The sequence below is a fragment of the Actinoplanes sp. CA-131856 genome (assembly GCF_050956135.1).
Classification (GTDB): domain Bacteria; phylum Actinomycetota; class Actinomycetes; order Mycobacteriales; family Micromonosporaceae; genus Actinoplanes.
This window is the reverse complement of sequence record NZ_CP191849.1, coordinates 5420610-5436408: the sequence shown is the minus strand read 5'-3', so window position 1 is coordinate 5436408 and position 15799 is coordinate 5420610. Positions and strand designations below refer to the sequence as shown.

At 72.2% G+C, this 15799-nt stretch carries 14 protein-coding genes and 1 pseudogene; 5 read left to right on the top strand and 10 right to left on the bottom strand.

Features of this window, described 5'->3' with window-relative positions; genetic code table 11:
- Positions 1-24: 24 nt before the first annotated feature.
- Positions 25-1407, top strand: a complete 1383-nt coding sequence (locus ACQP2X_RS25195; RefSeq protein WP_498685966.1) for an APC family permease — start codon at positions 25-27, stop codon at positions 1405-1407.
- Here ACQP2X_RS25195 and ACQP2X_RS25190 read toward each other — a convergent pair.
- Together ACQP2X_RS25190 and ACQP2X_RS25185 are read right to left on the bottom strand one after the other, a co-directional pair.
- Entirely contained in the window at positions 1397-3133 is a 1737-nt protein-coding gene (locus ACQP2X_RS25190) for a vWA domain-containing protein (protein ID WP_498685965.1), read from the bottom strand. The two genes, ACQP2X_RS25195 and ACQP2X_RS25190, sit on opposite strands and share 11 nt — an antisense overlap.
- Entirely contained in the window at positions 3130-4173 is a 1044-nt protein-coding gene (locus tag ACQP2X_RS25185; RefSeq protein WP_498701037.1) for an ATP-binding protein, read from the bottom strand. Before ACQP2X_RS25185 ends, ACQP2X_RS25190 begins: the two co-directional genes overlap by 4 nt.
- A gap of 102 nt (positions 4174-4275) precedes the next feature.
- Between ACQP2X_RS25185 and ACQP2X_RS25180 the strand changes: the two genes are divergently transcribed.
- On the top strand, positions 4276-4731 hold the full coding sequence (locus ACQP2X_RS25180; protein WP_498685964.1) for a GNAT family N-acetyltransferase: 456 nt from the start codon (positions 4276-4278) through the stop codon (positions 4729-4731).
- On the opposite strand, the gene ACQP2X_RS25175 is transcribed toward ACQP2X_RS25180, so the two are convergent.
- Positions 4728-5312, bottom strand: coding sequence for a response regulator (locus tag ACQP2X_RS25175; protein WP_498701036.1), 585 nt, complete (start codon positions 5310-5312; stop codon positions 4728-4730). The genes ACQP2X_RS25180 and ACQP2X_RS25175 overlap by 4 nt on opposite strands.
- Positions 5313-5365: 53 nt before the next feature.
- On the bottom strand, positions 5366-6523 hold the full coding sequence (locus ACQP2X_RS25170; RefSeq protein ID WP_498685963.1) for a sensor histidine kinase: 1158 nt from the start codon (positions 6521-6523) through the stop codon (positions 5366-5368).
- 109 nt (positions 6524-6632) lie between these two features.
- Between ACQP2X_RS25170 and ACQP2X_RS25165 the strand changes: the two genes are divergently transcribed.
- Together ACQP2X_RS25165 and ACQP2X_RS25160 are read left to right on the top strand one after the other, a co-directional pair.
- Entirely contained in the window at positions 6633-7331 is a 699-nt protein-coding gene (locus ACQP2X_RS25165) for a GAP family protein (protein ID WP_498685962.1), read from the top strand.
- A 42-nt stretch (positions 7332-7373) separates the two neighbouring features.
- Positions 7374-7697: an SdpI family protein gene (locus ACQP2X_RS25160; protein ID WP_498685961.1), complete on the top strand. Its 324-nt coding sequence runs from the start codon at positions 7374-7376 to the stop codon at positions 7695-7697.
- 133 nt (positions 7698-7830) lie between these two features.
- On the opposite strand, the pseudogene ACQP2X_RS25155 reads toward ACQP2X_RS25160, so the two are convergent.
- Together ACQP2X_RS25155 and ACQP2X_RS25150 are read right to left on the bottom strand one after the other, a co-directional pair.
- Positions 7831-8073: pseudogene (locus ACQP2X_RS25155) on the bottom strand (helix-turn-helix domain-containing protein); the annotation flags it as partial.
- Positions 8074-8082: 9 nt separating this feature from the next.
- A complete protein-coding gene (locus ACQP2X_RS25150) occupies positions 8083-9633 on the bottom strand; it encodes a DUF1593 domain-containing protein (RefSeq protein WP_498685960.1) in 1551 nt (516 codons plus the stop codon).
- A 148-nt stretch (positions 9634-9781) separates the two neighbouring features.
- On the opposite strand from ACQP2X_RS25150, the gene ACQP2X_RS25145 reads away from it, so the two are divergent.
- Positions 9782-11239, top strand: a complete 1458-nt coding sequence (locus ACQP2X_RS25145; RefSeq protein ID WP_498685958.1) for an ATP-binding protein — start codon at positions 9782-9784, stop codon at positions 11237-11239.
- Here the strand turns inward: ACQP2X_RS25145 and ACQP2X_RS25140 are convergent.
- The 4 genes from ACQP2X_RS25140 to sigJ form a co-directional block, all read right to left on the bottom strand.
- The gene (locus tag ACQP2X_RS25140) at positions 11236-11457 is read right to left on the bottom strand and encodes a hypothetical protein (protein WP_498685957.1); all 222 of its coding nucleotides are present in this window, start codon (positions 11455-11457) and stop codon (positions 11236-11238) included. The two genes, ACQP2X_RS25145 and ACQP2X_RS25140, sit on opposite strands and share 4 nt — an antisense overlap.
- Before the next feature lie 76 nt (positions 11458-11533).
- Complete coding sequence (locus tag ACQP2X_RS25135) at positions 11534-12745, bottom strand: MFS transporter (protein ID WP_498685955.1); 1212 nt, start codon at positions 12743-12745, stop codon at positions 11534-11536.
- Between the two features lie 27 nt (positions 12746-12772).
- The gene (locus tag ACQP2X_RS25130) at positions 12773-14365 is read right to left on the bottom strand and encodes an acyl-CoA dehydrogenase family protein (RefSeq protein WP_498685954.1); all 1593 of its coding nucleotides are present in this window, start codon (positions 14363-14365) and stop codon (positions 12773-12775) included.
- A 33-nt stretch (positions 14366-14398) separates the two neighbouring features.
- On the bottom strand, positions 14399-15760 hold the full coding sequence (gene sigJ, locus ACQP2X_RS25125; protein ID WP_498685952.1) for an RNA polymerase sigma factor SigJ: 1362 nt from the start codon (positions 15758-15760) through the stop codon (positions 14399-14401).
- Positions 15761-15799 lie beyond the last annotated feature (39 nt).

Sequence of the window (15799 nt, the reverse complement as noted above, 5' to 3'; positions counted from 1 at the left end):
TGCGATATGTATGACCCTCGGTGAATGGCGGATGCGGTAACGACGGAACAGCCCTCCCTCAAGCGGGTCATGGGTCCCGGCCTTCTCCTGCTCTTCGTGGTCGGCGACATCCTCGGCACGGGCGTCTACGCGCTCACCGGGCGCGTCGCGTCCGAGGTCGGCGGGGCGGTGTGGCTGCCGTTCCTCGTCGCGTTCCTCGTCGCGCTGCTCACCGCCTTCAGCTATCTGGAGCTGGTGACGAAATATCCGCGGGCGGCCGGCGCCGCGCTCTACACGCACAAGGCGTTCGGCATCCACTTCCTGACCTTCATCGTCACCTTCGCGGTGATGTGCTCGGGGCTCACCAGCGCGTCCAGCGCCTCGAAGGCGTTCGCGTCGAACTTCGTCGAGGCGTTCGACCTGTCCTGGGAGGAGGGCGCGGCCCTCACCGCCGTCGCGCTCGGCTTCATCGTGCTGGTCGGGCTGATCAACTTCCGGGGCGTCGGCGAGAGCGTCAAGCTCAACGTGCTGCTGACCTGCGTCGAGCTGTCCGGCCTGCTCATCGTCATCGGGATCGGCGCGTGGGCGCTGGGCGGCGGCGACGGTGACCTGTCGCGGCTGACCGACTTCACCCCGGCCGAGGGGGAGAGCGCCTTCTTCTCGGTCACGGCGGCCACCGCGCTCGCGTTCTTCGCCATGGTGGGCTTCGAGGACTCCGTCAACATGGCCGAGGAGACCAAGGATCCCGTCCGCATCTTCCCGAAGGTCATGCTCACCGGGCTGTGCATCACCGGCGTCATCTACATTCTCGTCTCCATCTCGTCGGTGGCGCTGGTCGCGCCCGAGGAGCTCGGCGAGGGCGACGCCCCGCTGCTCAAGGTGGTGCAGGCGGGCGCGTCCGGGTTCCCGTTGTGGATCTTCGCCTTCATCACGATGTTCGCGGTGGCCAACTCGGCGCTGATCAACATGCTGATGGCAAGCCGCTTGCTGTACGGCATGGCGAACGAGCGCGTGCTCCCCAGGATCCTGGGCCGGGTGCACCGTACGAGGCGTACCCCCTGGGTCGGCATTCTCTTCACCACCGCTATCGCCTTCGGCCTGATCTGGTTCGCCGACCTGGCCGCCCTCGGCGGCACCACCTCGCTGCTGCTGCTCTGCGTCTTCACCGTCGTCAACATCGCCGTGCTGGTGCTGCGGCGCGACCGGGTCGAGCACGAGCACTTCAAGGCGCCCACGGTCATCCCGGTCATCGGCGCCGTCACGTGCGCCTATCTGGCCAGCCCGCTGTCGGGGCGGGCCGGCGCCGACTATCGCGTGGCCGGCATCCTGCTGGTCATCGGCGTGGTGCTCTGGCTGGTCACCTGGCTCTACAACCGCAACGTCCGCCACGAGGACACGACGATCGACCCGGCCAAGCTCAAGGAGTGAGCCGGAAGACCTCGCCCTTGGGCGTGAAGGGCAGGCGGGCCCCGACCGGCATCAGGTACGCGTGCGGGCGGCGCACGCGCAGCACGTCGCACCAGCCGTCGGTGATGACGAGGATCGGGCCCTCCGGCGGGAAGTCGGGGGCGCGTTCCAGCAGGTCGATGCCGGGCTGAAGCTCGGTGCCGCCGCGTCCGCGCACCCGGACCCGGCCGGCGATGTCCTCGACCGGCAGATAACCGGCGTCGTACGCCGCCGCGTCGCAGAAGACCACGCGCGCGGCGGGCACGTCGCGGGCGGTGGCGTACGACGCGATCGCGCCCAGCGCCTTACCCATGAGCTCGTGGTTCATCGAGCCCGACGTGTCGAGGACGACGCCGAACGTGCACCTGCGGACGACTTCGTCCGGCAGGTGGCGCCCGGGCCGGGGAATGTCCGGTGTGGAGGCCTGGCGGCGCGAAGGCCGGCCGTAGGTGCGCTGCCACTCCGGCGCCGGTACGTGCTCGTCGAACCAGCGGGCCAGGCGCACGTCCCACGGCAGCGGCGGCTGCTCCAGCACGCGGATCTCGGCCACCAGGCCGGCCGGGAGCACCCCGCGCCCGCTGCTCTCGTGATAGGCGTAGCCGCTGAGCAGGGCACGCCGGCAGTACTCGTCGAGGTCGACCGCCCGGGGGCGGGAGCCGGGATCGCCCAGGATGTCGCCCTTCCCGGCGCCGCGCAGCGTGGCCAGCTTGCGCATGCGGCGCAGGTCGCCGGCGATCCGGTCGTAGACGTCCTCGGCCGACAGCCCGGCGAAGCGGGGATCGTACAAAGTGCCGTCCGGAAGCGTGCCGACCGCCATCTCGACCAGCCACCCGTTGATCACGTAGTCACAGGCGACGTTCCAGAGGTACGGCTCGCGCCAGCCCGCGCGGTCGCCGTGGCGCAGGGCGGCGTGCAGCATCTCGTGGGCGAGCACGAAACGCCACTCGTCCTCGCCGAGCTGCCGCAGCGGGTTCACGTAGATCTCGCCGGCCGCGGGCGACACCGCCGCGACCGAGATGTCCCAGTCGCGGGCGAGGGCCGCGTCGGCGACCAGCTCGAACCGGGCCGCGACCGCGCCGAGCAGCGGGTACGAGCCGATGAACCAGCTCAGCGCGCGCTGCCAGGGCGAGCGGGGCGATCCGGGACGGGCGCCGCCGGCCACGTCGACCGCGGCGGTGGCGGCGGCCGACAGGCCGACCGCGAACCGGGCCGGCCACTGCGGGTCGGCCTGGTGGCGGCCCAGCGGCTCGTACGACAGGTCGGGCGACCCGGCGCCGCAGTCGGTGAACTCCGGGGCCAGCCCGTTGCGGCGCAGCTGCTCCTCGTCGGCCGACGGCAGCGTGTCGGGCAGCGCGAACGGCTCCCGGCCCAGCTTGACCGAGCGCTGGAAGCGGGTCACCACGAGACACGCCACGGCGTCCCACTCGGCGAGGGCATGGTGGCCGAAGCCCAGATGCAGCAGGCAGTGGGCGAGCACCCACGTCCAGCCCTGCTCGTCGAGCTTGCGGGTGCGGTTGGCGCGGACGAGGCCGCCCGGCCCGACCACCGCGTAGCCGATGCCGGGCTCGTCCACCAGCTTGGCCGAGGCGCTGGGCAGCGGCCACCCGTCGGTCAGGGGCGCGAACATCGGGTGCGCGGAGAGCGTCTTCCAGGCCCGCAGGAAGGCGGCCGTGTTCGGGTCGGGCTCGACCGCCTTCCTCCGGCTCACGCCCGCGCCGCGACCAGGCGCGGCAGGTCGCGGCTCACCTCCACCAGGAACCAGGCGGGCAGCACGGGCGCGCCGTCCTGGTCGGCCGCGATGACCAGGCGGCCGCACTCCAGCGACAGCTCGGCCAGCTCGACCAGCATCGCCTTGGCCCGGTGGGCGAACTGGCGTACGGCCGCCGGAGCCCGGTCCTTGTCGGCCGGGAGCTCCTTGACCAGGCGGGCCCGGAAGGTCTCGGCCAGGAAGTAGAGCAGGTCGCGGTCGGTGGGGTGGGCCGGCCAGCCGGCGTCGCCGCGCAGGATCGCGTCGAGGCCGAACCGGTGGCGCACGATCTTCACGTAGCCGCCGAACGCGCTCGCGTGGGCCGGGCTCAGCGTGCCGGCGGCCAGCAGGCGTACGGTCTCCTCGCCCACGTCGTCACCGTAGGACCGCAGGGCGTCGGAGAGCATGTGCCAGCTGCGCGGCGTCGAGAACGTCTCCTCGGTCTTGGGCGGCGCCGACCACAGATGGTCGGGGCGCTCGGCCAGATATCCGGTCACCCACGGGTGGATGCCGGCGCCCTGCGCCCACGCGCTCCAGTCGCCGTGCGAGGCCCGCAGGTGGACGTGGACGAGCCGGTTGACCAGGGCCGAGGCCATCGGCCGGGCGAGCGCGTTGTCGCTCGAGCGGTTGCCGGCGCCGATCACGATCGAGCCCGCCGGCAGCTCGTAGTCGCCGATGCGCCGGTCGAGGATCAGCGAGTAGAACGCCTTCTGCACGTCGGGGCCGGACGCGTTGAGCTCGTCGAGGAACAGGCAGTACGGCTCGTCACGGGCGATCGTCTCGGGCGGGGCGAACCGGCTGCGCCCGTCGCGGAGCTCCGGCACCCCGATGAGGTCCTCGGCCGCGAGCTGGGTGCCGACCAGGGTGACGCAGTCGAGCCCGAGCGAGGCCGCGAAGTCACGCACCAGCGAGCTCTTGCCGATGCCGGGCGCGCCCCACACGAAGACCGGCCGCACGACCGCCACGTGAAGCAGCAGGCCGGGCAGCTGACCGGGGGTCACGGTGATCGCCGAGTGCACGCCGGAAGTCTGCCTCCCGCCCCGGATCGGGGCATCCGATTTTCCGGCTGTCGCGCCGGGAGCCGTGCCGCTAAGGTGCGCCGCATGCGTCTGGAGGCGATCACCCCGGAGAACTACGAGGCCGCGCTGGCCGTGCGCGTCCGGCCCGATCAGGAGGATCTGGTCGAGCCGGTCGTCACTTCGCTGGCCGAGGCGTACGTGTTCCGCGACTTCGCGTGGCCCCGGCTGATGTACGACGGCGACCGGGTCGCCGGGTTCGTGATGGCGTTCCTGGACATCCCGTGGGATCCCGAGCGTGATCCGGGCGACCGCCGGTCGGGGCTGTGGCGGCTGAACATCGCGGCCGGGGAACAGGGCAAGGGCTTCGGGACGTACGCGGTGGAGGAGGTCTGCCGCGAGATCCGCGCCCGGGGCGGCACCCGGGCGTACGTCACCTGGGAACCGCGGGCGGGAGGCCCGGAGGAGTTCTATCTGAAGCGGGGCTTCCGGCCGACCGGCGAGCGCAGCGGGGACCAGACCGTCGGCGTCCGCGAACTCTAGGCCAGGCCGTTCTCCTTGGCCAGGATGGCGGCCTGGACGCGGGAGGCGCAGCCGAGCTTGGCCAGGACGCGGGAGACGTGGGTCTTGGCGGTGGCCTCGGTGATGGACAGCTCGGCGGCCAGGTCGGCGTTGGACAGGCCGCGGCCGAGGGCGGCCAGGATCTCGCGTTCGCGGGCGGTCAGGTCGCCGAGCGCGGCCGGCGCGGGTGGCGGGGCCGGGCGGCCGTCGGCGAACGTGGCCAGCAGGCGGCGGGTCAGCGACGGGGCGATCACGCCGTCACCCGCGGCCACGTGGCGGACGGCGGTGACCAGGTCGGCCGGCTCGACCGACTTGAGCAGGAAGCCGGCCGCGCCGGCCCGGAGGGCGCCGAAGACGTACTCGTCGAGGTCGAAGGTCGTCAGGATCAGCACGTCGGCCAGGCCGGCCGAGGTGATGGCCCGGGTGGCGCTGATGCCGTCGGTACCGGGCATCCGGATGTCCATCAGCACCACGTCGGGGCGCAGAGCGCTCGTCTGGCGCAGGGCGACGGCGCCGTCGGCGGCCTCACCCACCACCGCGATGTCGGGCGCCTGCTCCAGCATGAGCCGCAGCCCGGCCCGGATGGCCGCGTGGTCGTCGGCGAGCAGGACGCGGATCACGCGGCGGCCGCCGTGGGAAGGGTGGCGTGGACCCGCCAGGACGCGCCGTGCGGGCCGGCGTCGACCGAGCCGCCCAGCAAGGCCGCCCGCTCGCGCATGGAGGGCAGGCCGGTGCCGGCGCTCAGGGCCTTGTGGCCCAGCGGGGGCGGCTGGGTCAGGGTGTTCGTCACCGTCACTGTCACCTCGTGGGCTTCCCGGCGCACGTCCAGGCGTACCTCGGACGAAGGGGCGTGTTTGCGGGCGTTGGTCAGGGCCTCGTGGACTATGCGGTAGACGGTGTGGGCGACGATCACCGGGACGCCGGTGATCTCGGGCAGGGTCGCCGTCACCCGCAGACCGTCGGCCGTGGCCGCCTCGACCAGGGCGGGCAGGCGGTCGAGGCCGCCCGGGACCGTCGCGTCGGTGGTGGGGGCGTCGCGCAGCAGCATGATCATGGAGCGCATCTCCTCCAGGGCGGCCAGGCTGCTCGTGCGGACCGCTCGCAGGGCGGCCCGGTCGCGGGTGGTGTCGGGCGGGGCGGCCAGGGCGGCGCCGGAGTGCAGGGCCGTCGTCGACAGGTGGGCGGCGATGACGTCGTGCAGGTCACGGGCCATCGCGGCCCGCTCGGCCAGCACGGCCTCCTGCGCGGCCATCTCGCCCAGGCGGCGCTGCTGGCGGACGTTGGCCGACCACCACAGCGGAACGAACAGCAGCGTGGTCAGCTGCAAGGCGATGAAGACGGCGACACGGAACTCGCCGGCGGCCAGGCCGCCGACGACGCCGGCGGTGCCGATGACGACGAACACCGCCGTCGTGACGGCCCGGCGGGCGCGGTCCGAGGCGAACTGCCCGACCGAGAAGATCAGGTCGAACAGCACCAGGACCATCGCGATGCTGCCGCCCAGCGCCAGGTCGGCCAGCGTCGCGACCACCCCGGCGGCCAGCGCGAACAGGGGGTGGGCGCGCTTGACGAGCATGGCCGCGCAGCCCACGACCAGCGGGACCGTGTGCCACCAGCCCGGGGCGGCGGCCAGCCGGTCGATGCCCGGGTCGATCCAGACGTCGGTCAGGCCGACCAGGTTGAGCGCCAGCCCGGCCGCGAACGTCGACGCCGCGGTCACCCTGTCCTGCACCGACGGGCTGCTCCGCCACCGCCGTACGATCGCCGCCCTCACCGGCCCATCCCATCACGACCACGGCGACGGCGGCGTCCGACCAAAGTTGTACGCGGCCGGTCATCCTTCGGCCGACGCGTTCCCGGGCGGCCCGCGCGAGGGTTCCCTCATGGACCTCGCGCTCCTCGGCTCGCTGGCCGTGCTCGCCCTGATCGACTCGACCAGCTTCGGCACCCTGCTGATCCCCATCTGGCTGCTCATGCACCCCGGGCCGGTGCGGCCGGGCCGCATCCTGGTCTTCCTGGGCACGGTGGCGGTCTTCTACTTCGCGGTCGGCCTGGCCGTGGCCCTCGGCGCCGACGCGTTCCTGCCGCAGATCACCCGGCTGCTCGACACCCGGCCCGTGTCGTGGATCCAGCTCGTCCTGGGCGTCGGGCTGTTCTTCTGGAGCTTCCGCCTCGACCGCCACCGCGGCGCCGGGGCCGGCGGCGGGCGGCTGGCCCGCTGGCGGGAACGTGCCCTGAGCGACGGCAGCGCCGCCGGGCTGGCCGGGCTGGCCCTGGCCGCGGCCGCCGCCGAGGTCACGACCATGCTGCCCTACCTGGCCGCGATCGGCCTGCTCACCGGGGCCGACTTGGGGCCTGGCGTGATCGCGGTGGTCATGGCGGCGTACTGCCTGGTCATGATCCTGCCCGCTCTGGTCCTGCTCGGCGCGCGGCTGGCCGCCGGTGACCGCCTCACCCCGCTGCTGACCCGGGTCGGTGACAAGCTGGCCCGCAGCAACGCCGTGGCCTGGATCGTCGGCATCGTCGGCTTCCTGCTGGCCCGCGACGCCGCCATCCGCCTGTTCGACTGGATGGGCGCCTGACCCCATGCTGGAGTGACGACCGGACAGGGAGGAGGCTCGCCGATGGCCAGTTCGATCATCGTCATGGTGGCGGGCGTGCTGGTGGCGGCGGCCGGGCTGGCGGGATGGCTCGGCCGGCTGCCGCGCAACAGCGTGGCCGGGGTGCGGACGAGGGCCACCATGCGCAGCGAGCGCGCGTTCGCCGTCGGCAACCGGGTGGCGGGCCCGGCCATTGTGGCGGGCGGCCTGGCCGCGGTGGTGGGCGGGATGCTGGCCCTGGTTCAGGACAGCATCGGCTGGGTGCTCGCCGGGGTCGTGGTCATGGTCCTTCTCGTCATCGTCGGCGGAGTGACCGGCAGCCGGGCCGCCGCCCGGCTCGACGTCTGAGCCGGGCTCTCCCGATCAGCGGCGAGACGCCCGGTGTGGCGCGGGGTCAGGCCGCGAGGCGGAAGTCGCCGCGGCGGGCCGGGCTCTGGGCGCGGAGGGCGCGGTCGGCGAGCTCGAAGCGGCCCTGGCGCAGGTCGATGCGCTGGGGCTGCTGCTGGGCCTCGCGCAGCACGGCCAGGAGCAGGTCGAACAGGGTCAGCCCGAGCGCCCGGCAGATCGCGTCGAGCAGCTCCGACGAGGGCTCCTTGCGCCCCCGCTCCACCTCGGACAGGTGCCCGATGGACACCCCGGCCAGCTCGGAGACCTCGCGGAGGGTCTTCCCCTGAGCCATGCGCGTACGCCGGAGCACCTGACCGATGAGCGTGCGGAGCATCATCCCTGCAACCTACCGGACGGTGACCACCACCTGGCCGTAGCCGGAGAGGGTGTGCCGGCCGTTGTCGGTGGCGGTCAGGGTCAGCACGACGCGCTGGCCCGCCGTCGCGCCGGCCGGAACCGTGAGGCGGCTGCCCGTCAGGACCGCGCCGGTGGCCGTCGAGGCCTCCGTGTAGACCGACCACGTGCTGGTCACCCGGTCGCGGTCGGGATCGGTGACGGCGGCGCGCAGGGTCAGCGTCTGCCCGGGCCGCGCGCTCAGGTCCTTTTGCCTGATCGTCACGGTCGGCGCGTGGTTCGCTTTTTTGTACGACGAGGTGACACCCCAGTCGGCGCGGGCCGCGAAGTCGTCCTCGGCGTCGGGCACCCAGCGGTAGAGCGAGTAGGCCGCCTCGGCCCGGCCGGTGACCGGGTTGACGTCGCCCTGGGGAGCAAACTGGGCGCCGGTGGCGGCGAACCGGCCGCCCCAGCCGCCGAGGGTGGGGTCGTCGAGGAAGCGCAGCCCGTTGCCGATCAGGGGCAGGAAGGCCGGGGTGTCGCCCTCGGAGAGGAAGTCGTAGCGCTCGAAGGGGCCCACGAAGTCGTACAGCCGCCAGGTCGCCAGGTCGTACTTGATCCCGGCCAGTCCCGGCTGCCAGCCGGGCGCCTCCGACTCGCCCTTCAGATATTGCCCGTCGCCGATGAGGTGGTAGCCGTCGAGCAGCGGGCCGTGGCCGGTCTTGATGTTCGGCTTCCACCACGCGTTCGTGTAGTACGGCTTGATGCTCTCCGGGATCGCGGCGTTCGTCTTGCCGCCGGTCCAGGAGGTGAAGGTGAAGCCCCAGTTGTAGACGCGGATGCCGGGCCAGGACTTGCCGATGTAGTCGGCGTAGGCGTTGTCCTGGTTGCCGATCGTGGCGATGACCGCCTTGCCGGCCACCTTGGCGCGGACGGCCGCCCACTGCCGTGTGCCCTTGTACTGTTCCTCGATCGACTTCAGGGCGCGGGCGATGGTGTTCTGCCCGCCCCAGGCCTGGAGCCAGAGGTCGCGCCGGTCGTTGTCGAGCAGGGCGGACTTGATCAGGTCGGAGCCGGCGGTGTCGGCGGAGAAGTCGTTCTCGAAGTCGATGTTGCCGACGGCCACCTTGGAGCGCAGCTCCCGGGCCGACGGGTAGCGGGCGTCGTGCTTGCGCAGGGTGGGCAGGATCCGGTCGTACTGGGAGATCTGCTTCTCGATCCAGCGGTCCGGGTTCCAGCGCCACGTCGTGGCGTCGGCCGAGTTGGCCGGTGTGCCCGCGGTCTGGCCGTTGAAGCTGGTCAGGATGCCGGCGTCCTTGGCCTGGGCGAGAGTGTGGTCGCCGTCGCCCTTCCAGTGGTGCACCGAGGAGGAGTAGACGAGCCCGTCGACGTCGATCTCGTTGGTGTAGTAGAGGAACCGCATCATCGAGTTCATGTCGTCGGCCTCACCGTCGGTGGTGACGATGGTGCGCGGAAATTGGTGATGACTCGGGGAGGCGGCGGCCGGTGACGCCGCGGCGGGGACGATCAGTGCCGTGAGGGCGGCGAGGGCACGGAGCTTCATTGACACTCTCCCAGGATGAATAGATATTCGGGAGCGAATGAGGATTACAAGCATGTGAACACGCTGCTCATGGGGCGTCAAGGGAGCGAATAGGCATGCGTGTGTCACTGTTGGAGGCGAGACTGCCGTCCATCCCCGGGAGCTGAGCATGTCCGACGCACGAGCGCGTGGAGAGACCTTCGACTACGCGGGCGCCACCGTGGAGCTCGTCGACGCGGCCACCGTGCTGGCCGCGGCCCGGGTCAATCCGGTCGAGCTGCTGCGGCGGGCGACCTGGCCCTCGCCGGTGCAGCGGGTCGATCTGACCGTGTCCAGCGCCGACCGCGACGGCGGGCCCGTGCACACGTTCGCGGCCGCGATCAGCACGGCCGACGAGCCGCTGTCCAAGGAGCGCATCCGCAAGCTGGTGCTGGGCAACGACCCCGTGGGGCTGCTGCTGGCCAAGCGGATCGAGGCCGGCGACCCGATCGCCACCCGCATCGTCGATGGTGTGGGCGCGGCGGCCGCGGCGGCGTACCGGCGCTTGGGTCTCGACCGTCCGGAGAAGCCGGCGGCGAACCGCCAGCCCGGCACCATCGCCGACGCCGTCGTGGGTCTTCAGGCCACCGTGACGTACGACGAGAGCGGCACCGTCGTGCGCCTGAGCGCCGAGGTCACGCGGGACGAGGTCACCCCGGCCCACCTTCAGGCCTTCGTCGGGCTGACCCTGCAGGCGGTGCTCGAGCTGACCGGGCCCGACGCGCTGACCGGGCGGCGTTACGTGGTGAGCCGCGAGAGCGTTCCGGCCACGCCGGCGACCACCAAGACGGTCACCCTCGACATGGTCGGCGGCCTCACCAAGGAGGTCAACGAGCTCCGCGAGATCGCGGTCTCCTTCCGGCACCCCGACTCCATGGCGCGGTGGGGCGCGCAGAGGCCGCAGGGCATTTTGATGTACGGCCCGCCCGGCACCGGCAAGACGATGCTGTCCCGGGCCCTGGCCAACGAGATCGGCGCCGACTTCCGCGAGATCCGTACGCCCGAGATCCTCGACAAGTGGCTCGGCGGCTCCGAGCGCAACATCAAGCAGATCTTCCGCGACGCCCGGCGCTACCGGGTGCCGACGCTGATGCTGTTCGACGAGTTCGACTCGATCATCAGCTACGCCGGGTCCGGCGGCGACGCGGCCAGCCAGGCCATCAACGCCGTGGCCGGCATCTTCAAGCAGGAGATGAACGACCTCATCGAGGCCAACCCGAACGTCATCGTCGTGGCCACCACGAACTTCCCGCACCGGGTGGACGACTCGCTGATCCGTTCGGGCCGCTTCGATGTGAAGCTGAGCATCCCGAAACCGGACGAGGCGAGCCGGGCCGAGATCTTCCGCAAGATGATCCGGCAGCTGATCGCCGCGCACGAGGAGCCCGGCTTCCAGATGTTCGCCGACGACCTCGACCTGCCGGCGCTGGCCGCGGCCAGCCACGGCATGACCGGCGCCGACATCAAAGAGGTGCTGCGCCGGGTGCAGCTGGCCAAGGCCATGCAGGACGCCCGCAGCGGAGGCCGCGTCGACCCGATCTCCCAGGCGGAGCTGCTCGCGAGCGTCCGCGACCTCGCGGGTCGTTAGGCGGCCGGCACCTTCTCCTTGTTGCGCACCTGATAGGTGACGGCGCCGGTGCCGGCGATCGCGACGACGGCGGCCAGCACGGCGGTGACCCACTGGCCGTCGGTGATCGTGTCGAAGCCGGTGTTCTCGCCCTGCAACGCGGTGAGCAGGGACGACAGGAAAGCGATGATGCCACTGGTGGCGGCCGAGAAGACCGCCTTAGCGCTGGTGGTGTCCACGGTGACCTCCCGGGTCGTACGTCTCGTCCGACCAGGATGAGCCGCGCGCCGAGCAGGGGAAACACCATGTCGGGAATCAGATCCGCGAGGCCGTGACGGATTCACGCCAGGGGAGTAACGCCGAGCTGGCCAGCACGCCCAGACCGCAGACGAGCAGGGCCGTCCGCACGCTCGTGACGGCGGCCAGCGCGCCGCCGAGAGCGATGAAGACCGGTTGGGCGGTGCGGGAGCTGATCTGCCAGCAGGCGATCACCCGCGACAGATAGCGGTCGTCGGTCTCGGTCATCCGATAGGTGGCGACCGACGGGTTCGACACCCCGGAACCGAACAGGGCGAAGACCTCAAGAGCGATCATGAGTACGAGTCCAGGCGTGCCGGCCGGGATGAAGGCGAGCGGGGCCAGCCACAACGCGCGGAACAGGCCCGACCAGACCAGCACCCGGTGGGCGCCGAGACGGTCGGTCAGCGGGCGCATGGCGAGAGCGCCCAGGATGCCGCCGAGGCAGGACGCGCCCCAGCCGATGCCGTACTGCCAGGGCGGGAAGCCGAGCTCGCGCAGCATCAGGACGGCCAGCAGGGGTGAGGCGGCCATCATGGCCCCGGCGAAGATCTGCTGGTTGAGGAAGAGGGCGCGCAGGCCGCGATGGCCGGCGATGTAGCGCCAGCCCTCGGCGATCTCCCGCCACCGGCCCGTGGCCGCCACGCGCTGCGGCGGGTCGGGCTCGGGGCTGCGCAGAGCCCGTACACCCAAGGCCGAAAGCAGAAAGCTCACCGCGTCCACCGCGATGGTGACGGCGGCGCCCAGCCACGAGGTGAGCGCGCCGCCCAGCGCCGGACCGGCGCTGTAGGCGGTCCAGAAGGTGGCCTCGAAGCGGCCGTTGGCGGTGGCCCGGTCGCCCGGGCCGACCAGCGCCTTCAGATGGGCGCCGCTGGCCGAGGCGAACACGATGGCGGCCACCGACTGGACGATCGCCACCGCGTAGAGCTGCGCGTAGGTGAGCACGCCGCCCGCGATGGCGAGCGGGACGGTGATCAGCGCGGCGAACCGGGCCAGGTCGGCCCCGATCATCACCGGCCGCTTGCGCCGGAACTCGATCCACGGACCGGCCGGCAGGGCCAGCGCGGCCGCGGCCACCCCGGCCAGGGCGGCCAGCAGCGACACCTGCAACTCGCTGACCTTGAGGACGAGGACCGCCACCAGGGGGATCGCGCCGAAGCCGATGCCCGTGCCGAACTCGCTGATCCCGTACGCCGTCCAGAGCCGGCGGAAGTCGGAGCCGAGTGCCACCGGGGCACCCTACCGGGCGGCCGCCTGTCAGGCGGGCGCGGCGCGGTCGACGATCGCGGCCGTGTCGGCGCCGCGGGGCAGCGTGCCGAAGGTGTGGCCCCAGTCGCCGCCGAGGCGGGTGGCGCAGAAGGCGTCGGCGACCTCGGCCGGGGCGTGCCGCACGAGCAGGGAGCCCTGGAGCACGAGGGCCAGCCGCTCGGCGACCCGTCGCGCGTCCGCCTCGTCCGGGCGCTCGTTCTTCAGGGCGGTGACCGCGGCGTCGAGCCGGCGGTCGGCACCCGCCGCGGCCTGGGCCTCGGCCAGGAAGGCGGCCAGCGCGTCGGGCTCCTTGCGCAGCGTGCGCAGGACGTCGAGGGCCTGGACGTTGCCGGAGCCCTCCCAGATCGAGTTGAGCGGGGCGTCGCGGTAGAGCCGGGGCATCCCGGAGTCCTCCACGTAGCCGTTGCCGCCCAGGCATTCCAGGGCCTCGCCGACCAGGACGGGCTGGCGCTTGCTGACCCAGAACTTGCCGACCGCCACCGCGAGCCGCTGGAACGCCTGCTCGCCGCGGTCGACGGCGCCGGCCAGGCGCAGCGCGAGCAGGGTGGCCGCCTCGGACTCGATGGCCATGTCGGCCAGGACGGAGCGCATGACCGGCTTGTCGGCGAGCGGGCCGCCGAAGGCGCCGCGGTGCCGGGTGTGGTGGATCGCCTGGCTGAGGGCGGCCCGCATGCCGGAGGCGGAGCCGGTGACGCAGTCGAGGCGGGTCATGGCGACCATCTCGATGATCGTGCGGACGCCCTGGCCCTCGGGGCCGACCAGCCAGGCCGTGGTGCCGTCGAACTCGGGCTCGGAGGAGGCGTTGCTGCGGTTGCCCAGTTTGTCCTTGAGGCGCTGAATCCTGAAGACGTTCCTCGTGCCGTCCGGGAGCACCCTTGGCACCAGGAAGCACGACAGCCCTTGTTCCGCTTGGGCCAGCACCAGGAACAAGTCCGACATAGGCGCACTTGTGAACCATTTGTGGCCGGTCAGGCGGTAGGTGCCGTCATCCGATTTTTCGGCTTTTGTCGTGTTGGCTCGGACGTCGGAGCCGCCCTGCTTCTCGGTCATGCCCATGCCGGCTATGAGGCCGCGCTTGGTGCTGGGGGTGCGCAGGCCGAAGTCGTACGTCCTCGCCGTCAGCAGTGGCTCGAACATTGCGGACAAGTCGGGATTGTGGCGCAGGGCGGGGACCACGGCGTACGTCATGGAGACCGGGCAGATGTGCCCGGCCTCGACCTGCGACCAGACGAAGACGCCGGCGGCACGGGCGACGTGGGCGCCGGGCCGGGTGTCGGCCCACGGGGCGCCGGCCAGGCCCTCGCCGACCGCGACCTCCATGAGCCGGTGCCACGACGGGTGGAACTCGACCTCGTCCACCCGGTGCCCGTAGCGGTCGTGGGTGAGCAGCCGCGGCTCGTGCCGGTTGGCCTCGTCGGCCCAGCGCTGCGGCTCGGCCGTGCCGGCCAGCTTGCCGAGCCGGTGCAGATCGCCGACCGCCCAGGGCGCGCCCTCCCGGGCCACGGCCGCGAGCAGGGCGGCGTCGGCCGACACGTCGTAGTCCACGAGCGGGGGCGCCTGGTTGAAGACCTCGTGCGTCACCCCCGCAATGTAACTCGCCGGTAACTTGCGCCGCTATCGGCCGGTGGTCCCGTCGATCAGCTCGCGGAGGATGTCGGCGTGCCCCGCGTGCCGGGCCGTCTCGCTCGTCATGTGGGCCAGCACCCACCGCAGGCTGAGGAACTGGCCGTCCACCGGGTGGTGCACCGGCGTGCTGAGGTCGGCCGCGGCCCGGACGACGGCGTTGCTGTGCTCGATCGCGGCCCGGTAGGTGGCGATCACCTCGGCCGTGCCCACCTCGCCCGGCACCGCCATGCCGAAGTCGGGCTCGTCCATCTTCTCGCCGGCCACCGTGTACGCGAACCAGTACCGCTCACCGTCGGTGAGATGCGCGATCAAACCGAGCAGGTTGGTGCCGGTGGGCACCAGCGCCGTGCGGAGCTGCTCGTCGCTCAGCCCCTCGGCCTTCTTGAGGACGGACTCGCGGGCGAAATCCAGGAAGGCGATCGCGGTGTCGAGCTCCCCGTCGTCGTTGCGGGGCACGGGCTTGCGCTGGGTCTCGGCCATGAGCGCACGATAGCGCTTCCACGGGCGCAGCTTTTCCGGGTTCCGCACGGCCCAGATGTGGGTGATCCGATCGCCGGCGACCTCGAACGAATACACCGTGACCACCTCGCCGCCGACCTCGACGACCAGGCCCGGGCGGCCGCTGACCGAACGCTCCACAATGGTGAAGTCGCCGGCCCGGGACGCCAGGTCGGCCCAGATCCGGGCGATCCGCTCACCGCCGGTCAGCGGCTCCAGCAGTGCGGGAACACGGCCGCCGCCGTCGGTCACGGCCGTCGCGTCCGGGTCGAGCAGCCCGATCAGCGCGCCGATGTCCTTGGCCTCCCAGGCCCGCTTGAAGTCGCGGACGACGGCGGCCTGGCGCGCGGCCGGCACCGCCGGAGCGCGCGAGGCGCCCATCCGCCGGCGGGCCGAGGAAGCGAGCTGCCGGCACGCGGCCGGTGTGCGCCCGACGATGTCGGCGACCTCGGCGAACGGATAGCGGAAAACGTCGTGCAGGATGAACGCCACCCGCTCGGCCGGCGTCATCGACTCCAGCACGACCAGGAACGCCATGGTCACCGACTCGTCCAGGGTGATCCGCTCGGCCGGGTCGGCCGGCGTCCCGTCATCGGGGCCGGGCAGCGGCTCCGGGATCCACTCGCCGACGTAGCGCTCGCGCCGCACGCGGGCCGAGCCGAGCTGGTCGAGGCAGATCCGCCCGGCCACCCGGGTGAGCCAGGCCGCCGGCGACTCGATCAGCCCCCGCTGCTTCTCCGGCAGGGCAAACCATCGGGCGTACGTCTCCTGCACGGCGTCCTCGGCCTCGGCCAGGGAACCCAGCATCCGGTAGGCGAGGTTGGTCAGCCGCCGCCGCTCGTTCTCGATCATCAATTCCCCCTCACCGGTACGACGAGACGGCCACCCAGG